The sequence below is a fragment of the Psychrobacter sp. 2Y5 genome (assembly GCF_051847375.1).
Classification (GTDB): domain Bacteria; phylum Pseudomonadota; class Gammaproteobacteria; order Pseudomonadales; family Moraxellaceae; genus Psychrobacter.
This window is the reverse complement of record NZ_JBPYDA010000006.1, coordinates 149,526-162,760: the sequence shown is the minus strand read 5'-3', so window position 1 is coordinate 162,760 and position 13,235 is coordinate 149,526. Positions and strand designations below refer to the sequence as shown.

The 13,235-nt window shown below is 44.6% G+C and carries 7 protein-coding genes; 1 reads left to right on the top strand and 6 read right to left on the bottom strand.

Annotated features, from left to right (window positions below; translation table 11 throughout):
* Position 1: 1 nt before the first annotated feature.
* The 6 genes from cydB to ACS8E3_RS08160 form a co-directional block, all read right to left on the bottom strand.
* Entirely contained in the window at positions 2-1,018 is a 1,017-nt protein-coding gene (gene cydB / locus ACS8E3_RS08185) for a cytochrome d ubiquinol oxidase subunit II (protein ID WP_439243080.1), read from the bottom strand.
* Positions 1,018-2,526, bottom strand: coding sequence for a cytochrome ubiquinol oxidase subunit I (locus ACS8E3_RS08180; protein WP_439243078.1), 1,509 nt, complete (start codon positions 2,524-2,526; stop codon positions 1,018-1,020). Before ACS8E3_RS08180 ends, cydB begins: the two co-directional genes overlap by 1 nt.
* 400 nt (positions 2,527-2,926) lie before the next feature.
* On the bottom strand, positions 2,927-5,365 hold the full coding sequence (locus tag ACS8E3_RS08175) for an esterase/lipase family protein (protein ID WP_439243076.1): 2,439 nt from the start codon (positions 5,363-5,365) through the stop codon (positions 2,927-2,929).
* A gap of 250 nt (positions 5,366-5,615) precedes the next feature.
* Positions 5,616-6,668, bottom strand: a complete 1,053-nt coding sequence (locus ACS8E3_RS08170) for a tetratricopeptide repeat protein (protein ID WP_439243074.1) — start codon at positions 6,666-6,668, stop codon at positions 5,616-5,618.
* Between the two features lie 279 nt (positions 6,669-6,947).
* A complete protein-coding gene (gene coq7 / locus ACS8E3_RS08165) occupies positions 6,948-7,592 on the bottom strand; it encodes a 2-polyprenyl-3-methyl-6-methoxy-1,4-benzoquinone monooxygenase (RefSeq protein WP_439243072.1) in 645 nt (214 codons plus the stop codon).
* A gap of 93 nt (positions 7,593-7,685) precedes the next feature.
* Entirely contained in the window at positions 7,686-9,014 is a 1,329-nt protein-coding gene (locus ACS8E3_RS08160) for an MFS transporter (RefSeq protein WP_439243070.1), read from the bottom strand.
* Positions 9,015-9,455: 441 nt separating this feature from the next.
* Here ACS8E3_RS08160 and ACS8E3_RS08155 point away from each other — a divergent pair, with 441 nt between their 5' ends.
* The gene (locus ACS8E3_RS08155) at positions 9,456-13,193 is read left to right on the top strand and encodes an autotransporter assembly complex protein TamA (RefSeq protein WP_439243068.1); all 3,738 of its coding nucleotides are present in this window, start codon (positions 9,456-9,458) and stop codon (positions 13,191-13,193) included.
* The last annotated feature ends 42 nt before the right edge of the window (positions 13,194-13,235 follow it).

Below are 13,235 nucleotides of genomic sequence, written 5' to 3'. Positions count from 1 at the left end.
CTTAATACATGTGTTCATGACTCGTTTTACCTTTGAAGGTGTAGTAACCAAAAGCGGTATAACTTAAGATGATTGGAATCATGACCCCAGCACCAATTAACAAGAATGATAGCGTAGTATCAGCGGCGGCGGCCTCATAAATCGTCATCTGATACGGTACGATATATGGAAATATCGCAAAACAAACACCAATATAACCCATTAAAAATAAAGCAACAGTCAATAAAAAGGGACGATATTCACGCTCAGTTTTGAGATCTTTACGCATTAAGAAGAACAATAACAGCACGATAATAGGCATAGGTGCAAGATATAATAATCCTGGGAAACTAAACCAACCTTCAAGGGCGTCAATATCAGAAAAGTACATCGAAACAGTGACAGCAACCATCATTAATATCAATGCAGAGAGTACCCAGTTAGAAACTTTTCGTGCCCATACTTGTAGCGTATGCTCTGTTTTAATAATCAGCCAAGTAGAACCAAGCAAAGCATAACCAATGATTAAGGCGATACCGCACATAATAGAGAAGGTTGAGAACCAATCAAAAGGACCACCGGTATACAGACGATTGCTGGCTTCTAAACCATGTACTAAGGCCCCCAGCATAACCCCTTGAAAAAAAGCTGCGACGTAAGAGCCAAAGGAAAAGAAAAAATTCCATAAATACTGATGCTTGGTTGCCTTAAAGCGAAACTCAAAGGCAACCCCGCGCATGATCAGACCGAACAGCATAAAAATAACGGGCAAATAAAGACCGGACATAATAATGCCGTAAGCTACTGGGAAAGCGGCAAATAAACCGCCACCGCCCAATACTAACCAAGTTTCATTACCATCCCAAAAAGGGGCGATTGAGTTCATCATGCGACTGCGGTTTTTCTCAGAGCCGGCAAACGGGAATAAGATACCGCACCCAAGATCAAAGCCATCGAGTAGGACATAGACAAAGACGGAAAAAGCAATCAAGCCGCCCCAAATCAAAGGTAAATCTAATACATCACCATAGTTAAACATTAGCGTAGCCCTCCATCATCCACATCGTCCGCAGGCTTATCGACGCCTTCAGAGGTATCTTCTCTAGTGCTCTCATCAGGATTACTATCACCACTTAAGGCACGGCCCTGACTTTCAGTTACCGAGTGTTCGTAGAAATTATCTTCCGCAGGATCTTCATACGGCTGCGGTCCTTTTAAAATAAGATTTACGATATAAAAGGTGCCAGCACCAAAGATAAAAGTGTACAGCACAATAAAGCCAATAAGCGTAGTGGCCACTTGTTGAGCGGCAACCGGTGACATACTCTCAGCAGTACGAATGACCTCATATACTGTCCAAGGCTGGCGTCCGGTTTCGGTGACAAACCACCCGGCCAATATCGCCACAAACCCAAGCGGCATCATCATCATCCAACCGCGGTGGAACCAGACGCTTTTAGGGTCGAACTGCTGCTTTTTGAAGTATTTATAGAGACTAAAAACCCCCATAAGTATCATAAGCATACCAATGCCTACCATTACCCTGAAGGACCAAAATACAATAGGCACATAAGGCTGATCCTCGGGTGCCCAGTTATTAAGTCCTTTGATCTCTCCATCTAACGAATGCGTTAAGATGATACTCGATAAATAGGGGATTTTAACCTCGTAGTGATTTTTCTGCGCCTCTTGATCAGGAATGGCAAACAGAACCAAAGGTACGGCACTATCATCTTCCCATAATCCTTCCATCGCCGCGACTTTGGCTGGCTGATGCTCTAAGGTATTTAATCCATGCATATCGCCAATTAATGCTTGTGCTGGCGCGACAAAGATAGCCATGACCATCGCCATACCTAACATCACGCGGCCATGCTGACGATGGTCTTGATGTTTTTTGGATTGTAGATAATAAGCACCGACCCCGCCAACCGCAAAAGCAGTGGCCAAGAAAGCGGCAGTCATCATATGCGCGAAGCGATAAGGAAAGGAGGGGTTAAAAATAATCTCAAGCCAATTGGTGGGATACAGTAGACCATCCGCGCCCATCATAAAGCCTTGCGGCGTCTGCATAAAGCTATTAGAAGCCAAGATCCAAAAGCCTGAGATCAGCGTACCGATAGCGACAATCGCTGTCGAGGCAAAGTGCATGCGTTTGCTCACGCGGCCCCAACCAAACAGCATAATACCTAAAAAAGAAGCTTCTAAGAAGAAGGCGGTCAGTACCTCATAAGCGAGTAGCGGGCCTATAATATTTCCCGCCCTATCGGAGAAGACAGCCCAGTTGGTACCGAACTGGTAGGACATAACCACACCTGAGACCACGCCTAGACCGAAGACCACCGCAAATATTTTTACCCAGTACTTATAGACTTCGGCATAGATAGGTTTGTCTGTTTTGAGCCAGCGAAATTCAAGCACCGTCAAAAAGCTGGCAAGCCCAATGGAGAAGGCCGGAAAGACAATGTGGAAGGAGATCACAAAAGCGAATTGGATGCGCGCAAGCATGAGCGCGTCCATCTGGTCTATCATAAAAGAGGCAAACATAAGGGTTACCTATATTGGTTAGCTGATTGGCGTAAATGTCCCTGGTACGCTCAAGTAACTGTCCGCAACATATAAACCTTTATCACGGGCAATAGCCAAAAATAATTTGGCTGATGTGGAATCTATGTCCTTATAAACTATATTTCATTTTCAAATCGACTAAGAAATAGTCTCTGTCAGTGCCAAGGCCGAATTATTAAACAGACCCTCATCAATCGATCACTTTCACTAGATACAACGAAAGATGATATTGGAGTCATTATGCGCTTGCAGTGCAGCGGGTGCAAGTCATGCCATGTTACCAAAGCATACCTAACAGTCATAACGAGATTATTAATGACCAAAATGTTAAAACCAAAAGCGCTACATCAGTTTTTAGGTAACTCAAAACGGCATAGGCTTATTCTTGTAGCTGCTTATACAAGATACGGCGCAAAGTCAAAATTGTTTGCGGGTTTTGTTGAATACTATGTCCACCATTAATAACAGTCTCAGAAGCCGCGCCTTCAAGGTGGGCGCTAGTATAAGGTACAATGCCGTCAGATAAGCGCTCAGTGATGGCCTGACTGATGTCTCCCTCGACGGTAACGGCTGCGACTAAAGGCTCGCGGCGCACATCACTATCATTATTATTGGCAGCTGCAGAGTCGCTGTTTTCTTCCTGCGCTTGTGATAAATCTATCTTGCCACCACCTGGCTGCATTTGTGCCAGACCTTTGGTGATATCGGCATCATTATTAGCGATGATGGAGTGATAGGTAATACGATCGTTGATAGTGATATCTTTGGTCAATTGGATAAAAGAGGACTTATTGCTCAATTGGCTCGCCCCATTTTGTAAGTATAAAGCGCCTAAAGGGTTGTTGGCTATATCTCCTTGAATCGCTAGCGTGGCTAAATTATCAGTGATTGTTTTTACCAGTCCGACAGGCAAGTAGACAATACGGCGTAACGCTCGAGTGAACCAGCGATCAGCATAATCGGTACCGCGAAAAGGCGTCGATAAAAACACGGCAGTATCCACCTGTGGCAGAGCCTGTAATTTAAAACGTTTCTGTAACTGCTCTTCACCAAAAGACTGTTTAAGCGCGTCACGTATTTTTCGTTTTTCACTAGCGGAGAGCGCGCCTTGTTCATCCAGTCTATCTAAATCATCTATCAGATTATCATCAGATAACATCATGCGCGCGATGATACCGCCCATACTATGGCTGATAATGACGCTGTTTTGGCTGGCTATATTTTGACCGCTAGGATCTGTTTGCTGATAAGTCGTTTCAATCAGTTGCTGAATTTGATAACGGTTTTCTAATATGGGCAAGTTAGTAGGATAAAATATCTGCCAAACCTGATAATTCTCACGTAATTTATCATCATTTAAAATATCGTTAGTTAAATTGACCCAAGCGGCAGGGCTCGAAGCCAAACCATGCAACATAATCAATACCCGCTTGTCAGGGTCATAAGGCTCAAGCATAAATAGCTTAGGTAAATTGGCTTCTTGTTGACGAGTGATTAAGTTTAGATATCCTACGCCGTCTAGCTGATTCTCCGCCAGCCACATGCCATAACCTGCCGAAAAATTCGCTGCTAACGGATACGCTTCGCCTAAAATAGTGGTGCTCTCACTGCGGTAAGGGTTATACAAATGAATATCGAGCTGCTGGCTACTTAGTACATCTAAGACACTCTCCCCTTTAGGTTTAATCAAACCGGTCATCAGCAGATGGCCGGTGGGGTAAATGCGGCTACTAGGATCCTCATCGGTTGCGCTTTTATTAACACTGCTATCAGCGTTATTTTCTTGAGCCAATCTGCCTGATAAAGAGGAGACGAGCAGCTGGCGAATAGTCGTCGTATACCGATCATTGAGAGACGCCACGAAGCTCACACCTAGTCCTGGGCGTTTGCTTATCGAGTTTAGTCCCGTGAGGCGCAGCTCATAAGTAGAGGTTAGGTCTGCCAAGGCAGAAGTCTGCTCACGAGCGTTTTGCAGATAGTTATTTTCATTGGGTAGATGGACATTGAGGCCATAATCACCAACTTGCATAGTCATGACTTTGACTTGGTCGGTGGCGCGGCTATTGAGTGCAACCTGATTAGGGATAGCGGTTCGAGCTAAGTTGCTGACCGCTGTTGTTGGCAGGTACTCAATATTAGTATCGTCCATCAATCTATTTGAGCGAGCTTCTGACTGATACAGCTGAGTAATGATGTCATTGCTTGCCGCGTTATAGATATCTTGAGTTTGAATATCGACATCGTTTGGAATGCGGTTTTGTAGACGTGGTTTTTTTTCTGCTTCAGCTGCGCTTTCAAAGTCATGTTCTAATCTGTCATAGAAAAGATAAGCATAGCTAGATTTGACCGCATCAAACAGCCGTTCCTGGTAATCCATAAGACAAGCGGACGTTCTCTGTTGTTTATTTTTTGCTTGTTCATCATCAAGTGGGGCGTTAGCAAAATAAGGGTCAATCGGTGGCCGAGATAAAGCAGCAAGGCAGTCTGTCGATTTTGCTAATTGCCGCGCTTTGGCATAATGTAGCTCAGCGAAGATAGCAAGCTCCGGTCGATAGTTATCATCGAGTAGGCTATCAGATAGCTGTCCTAAGCATAGCTCAAAATGCTGCAAACAGGCTTTTTCATTGAGACCGGCAGAGAGCAAGGTCGAAGCAGTATTACTACTGAGTTTGTCATCTGAGACAATATTGCCGCGTTGACTACTAATGACTTTGGACTTGGTTTGCTGGCTGACTGATACAGTGTTACAACCGCTAGTAACTAACGTAGTGGCGATGATGGCTATACCTAAAAGCGCTTGTTTGTGAGCGTTTGTCATAGCGATTATGGCGTTACTTGTAACTGTCATAGCGAGTCTCAGTAGGTAATAATAAAGGCAGATTCGATAAGATAAACTCAAACAGTATAGCGCTAAAACAAAAAAAGCGCGCCTGCTTTATAGACGATGGTGAGTCACTACAAAGCAGACGCGCTTAAATGAGAGCGAAGCCATAATCGACTGGTTTGATCACTAAAATCAACCTAAGCGATTAACACTGTTATTAACTAACACTATCTTTAACCGCCGATTAACTAGTCTGATTGATACTATTTGGACTGATATCGATATCAGGAGCTGGTATATCCCAAATATAGTACTTTCCGTCCTCAATGAGCTTAATTTGCTGACGGATCATTTGATTATCTGGTGTTTTTTGCTCAAGGCGACGCAAGCGCGAGAGTGCTTCACTACGGCGATCACTAAGCAGATCAGACTGTGCCAAGCTTTGTTCCGCTTCGGTATAGCCTAAGCTGACCGCTTTATCAAGATACTTTTGACCTTCCTTAAAGCCGCCACCTTCTGAGAGCATCATCCCGTACAAAAAGTTAGCTTCACCGCTGTCAGGTTTAGCTTTGATCGCGCGATCTATATACTTACCGCCGCGTACTGCATAATCAGAGCCTAAGTCTAAATTGCGGCCCATACCGTTGAGCTTGGCGGCGCGGACTAACACCTCATAAGAAGCATCTGGCGCACTGGCGAAAGGGTCGATCCAATCTGCCAATACTTTAATCTTCTCACGCGTGTAGTAGCGCTGTGAGCGATTTGGGAAGTTTGGTGGATAGTGACGCGCATTGGGAGAGACGTCTTCGATGAAATGATCAATTAAGCTAACATCTAGCTTATCGGCGCCCACACCTTGCTTGGTTGGAATGAGTACTGTTGAGATGAAGCTGATATCAGAGATTTTGGCTTGCGGCGCTGGAATATTACGGAGCTGACCTTGACTGATATCGATGCCAGTACTAGTAATAGGGCCACGCTGGTATACGCGCGTCGCTAGCCCTGATTCACTTGGTACGTTATTAGCCGTAGCGGTTGCTGGAGTCGCTACATTCGATTGCGCCGGGTTAGGTTGAGCGCTAGCTTGAGCGTCAGGTTGAGCATTGGCCGGCTGCGCGGAATTGATAGCTGCATTAGGCTGTGCACGGCGGATAATGCGCTGACTTGAGTCCTTAGCACTAGGCACATTAGCAGCAACGCTATCAGGTGCAGCAAGAGCGGGGACGGTAAGCAGCATAGTACAAGCGGCTGCCAGAGCGGTTAAGGTCGCAAATTTTTGAGTAGCGTTGTGTTTCATAAAAAGGGTTGCCTTCTAGTAGTCTCAAGGAAAAAGGAATATTTTTGCTCATCTTGTAAAGATTAAAGTCACAAGTATCAAAGTCAACAATATCAAAGCAGTTTATTTTTTATACCCTAGCAATTAGTATCCGCGCTCGCAACGGTAGGATTGTTAATAATAATACTGAATGCTATCCAACTGAATATATCGATGAGTCATCGGTAATAAAGTACGAGTAACTGACTCCGTCATTAGATTTGCTTATTTAGATTTACTGATCTAGTTTTGTTTATATCGTTAGATATGATAAGCAGCGCTCTTCATACAATTCGCCATAAAACGCATACTGCGGCGTATCGGTGGTGCTAGCGCCGCACCGCCATTATCAAGTGCTAACTGACGATGGTGCAGCTCTTCGATATCCATTTGCGCAAGTATCTCGCGAGTACGCTGATCTTGCACTGGCAGCTGAGTGATATGATCTTGTAGGTGCTCACTGACCTGCGCTTCGGTCTCGGCGACAAACCCTAAGCTAAACTCATTAGAGATAGCCCCTGCAACCGCCCCTAAACCAAATGACATACCGTACCATAGCGGAGTAAACACGCTAGGATGGCTACCAAGCTCATCAAGGCGAGTCTCACACCAGACGAGATGATCGACCTCCTCAATGGCGGATTGGTGCATGGCTTGTTTGACAGTCTCATCTTTTGCTGCAAATGCTTGACCATGATAGAGGCCTTGCGCGCAGACCTCACCGGTATGGTTAATACGCATCAGTCCTGCGACATGGCGAGATTCGGTGATACTGAGCTTAGGAATCTCATCGTTGCTAACGGGCAGGGGCCGAGAGCTTGGGTTTGAGTGTGGAACAACGGCTCGTAGCGCTTTATCAACGCTCAATAGTAAATGATCAATCTTAGATAGAGGACGCGCTGTCATAAAGAACTCCTGATAAAACACGATTTTTCTAATTGCATATGGTTTTTTTAATTTCATATTATGAATAGCAAACACTGGTAATGACTCAAGAAGCTATGCAATATCATCTTTGGTTTGTATTACCGCTTGTTGTTGATGCTTTTTTAGCTTTAAGTACAAAAAGGCGCCATAGCCAATATTAAGTATTCCAGTGACCAAAAACAACTGTGGTAGCGTTAGCTGCAAGCTATTTAATAATACAATAGCAAAAATAGCAGAGCCGACCATAAAGATTGCATTAAAAATATTATTAGCACCGACTATACGGGCGCGATGACTCTTTGGCGCATAGGCCTGCATAGAAGCATAAAGCGGTACGATATATAAACCGCCACTAAAGCCTAAGAAGAATAAGTCTATAAACACCCGCCAAGTGCCCGAAATTCCAAATAGGTCGCTAATTCCTAATAAAGTCTCGCTGGCAACCTCGATACTCAGTCCGGATAATGAGAGATATAAATCAATAGCAAAAATACTCAGACCGGCAATACCAAAAGGCAATAGACGCAAACTTACCTCATTTTTGGTTAGTCTCTTGCATAGCAGTGAACCGATAGAGACGCCTACAGAAAACAAGGTCAGTAAAAATATCACTACCGACTCATCACCTTGCAAAATAACTTTGCTAAATTCTGGCGTTTGCGTCAGAAAAGTCGCACCATAAAACCAAAACCAGCTGTTGCCTAAGATAATAAAAAATAAATAAGGCAGCGAGTACAAGTAGCGTACCGTGGATAAGCTAGTAGTGAAGATATTCCAGTTAATATTTAGGTTCGGCTGCATGGCAGGCATGTTCGGAATACCGCGAGCAGCTAGATAGCCTAGTACTGAAACTAAGAGTACGGTCGCGCTGATCCAGTACAGCGACTGCGGTAGCTGGGTTAATACCCCTGCGATAATCATCCCCAGTAAGATCGCCAAAGACGTACCCATCTGGAATAAGCCGTTAGCGCCAACCAGCTCATCTTCTCGCATGGCCTGCGGTAGATAAGCGTATTTAATAGGACCAAAAAAGGTAGAATGAGTGCCCATCAAAAATAACGCGACAAACAGCAGCACATACCACTCAAACACGAAGCCAATAGCAGCTACCGTCATAATGACGATCTCAAGCACCTTGACCAAACGCGTCAGTTTGGATTTTTCAAACTTATCGGCGATTTGTCCGGCGAGCGCAGAAAATAAAAAGTACGGCAAAATAAATAGCATCGCGGCTAAATTATTGAGAATACTAACTTCGGCGCCAAGCTGGCTTGCAGCAGTATAAGTCAGTACTAGTATCAGCGCCTGCTTAAAAATATTATCATTGAAAGCGCCCAAAAACTGGGTAAAAAACATGGCACTAAAACGACGCCGCTTGAATAACTGAAACTGATTTGCCATTAGGCTTCCTATGAGCGAATATTCTCTAATATTTAAACGAGCGTAAGCGCAAGATAAAAAGGGTTGATCGGATAGCAGCACCACTATAATGCAATAGCTATTATGGGAGTGCCAAAATCGTAATTATCAATAGTATCAATAACTTATTAAAATATATGATAGGTTTTATGATTATAACCTCGTATAATAGCAAGGCTGTGGGGCAAATACATGTGTTAAATGCTATGATTTGCCTGTTAACTCAGTTATGATTTGTAAATTTTATGAGTGATGATTCGCAGTAGTCATTCCTTAATGATGATAAGCCTCTGCATCATTAAGTTTGCATCGTTTTCGCTATATCAACAGGTCAGCTTTAGAAGACTATAAACGATAGTTTTTAGAGGGTTTGTCGACCGTTACGCTAGGCTTAAATGGCCATATGATAGGATAGTATTAGTCATGAGAAGTAACCCCTCATTGCACCGCGCTTCAATACCAGTGTCGGACCTTCATTTGTCCAGCACCATTCCGTCATCTCCCTCTAGTCGGTTGGCGGTAATAAACACGCGTGCTCAGCACTCAAGCGTTGGTGCACGTCACTATTTTGCCCGAACCGCCTTATTTAGCGCCGTCGCTAGTGTTTTGGTTGGTTTTGGGATGGCTTCTGCCAGTGCCGCTGAGACCGCTCCTCGAAAAGAAATGGCTGAAAATCCTACAGCGACTAACACGCAAACTAAAGTTCAAAGCAACTCTCAGAATAATGTAACACAAGACGATTCAGAGGATATCCTTATTGATTTTGACTCAGAAGCGGATCTTGATGCTACTTTAGAAGCTTTGCGACTAAGAAGAGATTTTGAGCAGGGCGAAATCGATAAATCGGTACTCGATGAGTTCAGCGAACAAAGAAAGCAAGATAAGGAGAGTCGTGCTAGTGATAGTAACTCTAGTATGAGAGACAACACGGGCAATGATGCTGAAAGTGACACTATTAGCGCTAATGACAACTCTACTACTAATAGTGCAGCCAACGATAATAACAATACCAATGATAATGAAATAGATTTATCGCAAACGAATAACGAAGATTTCGATAGCGATGCGGAGTTGCAACGACAGGCAACGGCCATACAGCAGCAAGGTTATCAGATGATGACCCCCGAGCAAATTGACCGGGAGCTTGCGGCTTTGGACGCTGAGAATGACTCTTTTATGGAGAGTTTCAATAATGGCGATACTGATGGTTTAGGTGGTATTTTCGACGCGGGTTTCAGTAGCGATCAAAATAGCTCCAACAGTAATAACTTAGAGAGCCGGTTTGATAATTTTGATAACAATGAAGGCTTTAATGCGCCTGTTGCTCGACTAGATAGTCAGCAATTACCCTTAGGCTTAGACCCAAAAATCGATTCTGCGGCTTTGCCTGCGCCCAACAATCTTGAAACCTTAAACCGCGCACAAAGCGTTGAAGAGCAGGCGCAAACTGCAGAGATTATGGCGCGTCCTATTGAGGTTAGCGACTCTGTTAGTAGTGGCCGAGTCGATGATGGTGCTGACATTACCGAACAAAATAACCCTGAGCAAGTACTGACTCAGCAAGATAACCGTTCAGTGACAGGTGCTGATGACACCATTGCTGAGGCGCAAATCGAGGCTAGCGATGGTGAGGTGACGGTTGCTCAAAATGGCGATCAGAGTGGCGATCTTAATCCTGATGACTATCTGCCAGATTATCAAGCAGAAGACAATGCGGATGCCGTCACTGAAGGTGTTATTCAAGCGAATAAATCTAAGCCATTAGCTCGTAATGAAGGCGGTATCGTAAAACGGTTGTATAATCGCTTATTCAACGGCGGCGTAGCAGCGTTGCCGCGCGTCGAGACCACTGTGTATCTGCAGCAAGAAGCAGCTACTGGCTCTAATAATGCTACCAGTGCTACGCCAAGACTGATCAAAGCTGATGAAGACATTCAGCCGATTAATAATATCAAAGCCGCTATCGATGATACTACCGTTCAGTCGGTAACCGATTTTACCGCAGCCCTGCCGCGCTTGCGTGAGACCGCTTTAAATGCGGCAAAAGCAGTAGGCTATTACGATGTTACTCTCAAACTGCGCCAGCCGGACGCCAATAGTATCGATGTGATTATCGAAAAACTTGGTGAGCCGGTGACCGTCGATAGTCGCATCGTGAACATCCGCGGTGAAGGGAGCGAGCAAGCTGAATTCAAAACTCTAGAAGAAACGGCGCTACCGGCAGAGGGCGATGTCTTTAACCATAGAGTTTATAAAAATAGCAAGGCAGCTCTTGAAGCTTTAAGCCGTACTTATGGCTACTTTGATGAGTATTGGTTGAATAAATCGGTTGACATTATTTTGCCAGATAATAAAGCCGATATATCACTAGTTTATGATACCGGAGTGCGTTATGACTTCGATGAAGTGGTGTTTTTTACTTACGATGAGGCCACAGGTACACTTACCCGCGACCCTGATAAGCTACCCGTAGAGTTGCCTTTATTGCGTCAGCTGCTACACTTTGAAGCCGGCGATCCTTTTTATCGTCCTGATGTGACTAAATTAAGCAATGATCTAGCGGCAACTCGCTACTTCAATACGATCAACGTTGAGAGCTTACTGCCACCCGATGAGCGTAGCGCCGGCAGCACGCTGGCTTTTGATAATGTCCCTAATCAGTCAGGCAATGCAGAGGATGGCGAGTTAGACAATGATGTGAGTGATGGTGACGGAGCTAATGGTGAAGGCGTAGTCGCTAGCGATACTGATCTCATTGGCGAGAGTCGTGATAACCGCGCTAATAATACTGATAGCAATGAGGTTGTTACTGAAAGTATCGATGCTAATAGTGGCGCCACCGTTGATGCCGCTGACATCGCTCCTATTGAGTTCACAGTCGATGAACAAACACAAAATAAATTACAAGAGATCAAAGCCAAAGCCAATCGTTTAAGTAGCCTACCCAATGATCGAGTATTGGATGAAAAAGACGAAGAAGCTGAGAACTTCTTAGGAAAAATCAGCGATTCAATCAGTAATATTGCCGAGAAGATATTCCCCGAAGAAGAGTCCATTATCGATGAGGATTTTGTACCGCCCACTTTAGCCAATCGTCTGACCCCTGAAGAAGTCTTTAACAATAAAAAAATTCCATTGTACGTGTTTGTGTCTGCTGATAAGCCGCGTGATGCGCAAGTCGGTCTAGGTTATGGTACCGATACCGATGTGCGTGCTACCGCAAAAATTGATTATAATCTCGTCAATCGCAAGGGTTATCAAGCCGGTGCGGAAGTAGAAGCCTCACGCATCAGTAAAAATGTGACCGTTTATGGTAGTCGCCCTTGGAAGCATCCGCTTAACGATAAGTTAGAGGCGCGTCTGACCTACGAAGAGGAAGTCATCGATCAAGGAGAAGGGAACTTTGATCTATCGACTAACACTGTAAAGGCCGCTTTGGCTAGAAATATCCGCAAAGAGAGTGGCTGGAATAGGAGCTATTCAGTACGTTATCGTTTGGACGAGCTCGAAACGGGTGTTGACGATACCCAGTTAGAAGATCTGCCGGTACGTTTCACTTCCTCCAAACCCACCCAGCAAGCTTTGCTATTTGGTTACGGTATTAATAAAACCGACGTCAATAATGCGATTAATCCCACTAGCGGCTACCGTCAATATTATGGTGTTGAAGCCGGCGCAGAGAATGTGCTTAGCGATACTGATCTAGCGATTGTTCGCGCTGGTGTCAGCGGGATTTATAGTTTTGGTGAGGATGATAAGCATCAAGTGCTAGGCAGCTTCAATACGGGTTATATTTGGGCAGATGACTTCTTTGAAGTGCCCTATAAGCTGCGCTTCTTTGCTGGCGGTGATCAGAGCATTCGTGGTTATGACTACGAGAGCCTATCACCGTTAGAAAACGGCTATTTGACTGGTGGACAGGTTCTTGCCGTCGGTAGCGCTGAGTATAACTATGAATTTAGACCTGGCTTTCGTGGGGCGTTATTTACCGATGTCGGTAATGCTTATGATAAAGACTTCAAGACTGATACTAAAGTGGGGGTCGGCGTTGGTATTCGCTGGGCGTCCCCTGTCGGTGTGGTTCGAGTCGATGTGGCAGCAGGGGTAACAGAAGATAGTATACCAGTACGCCTGCATTTCTTTATCGGCTCGCCGTTATAATCTGTCAGCCAAGACCTTCCAACTAAACTATAATGAAGCGAT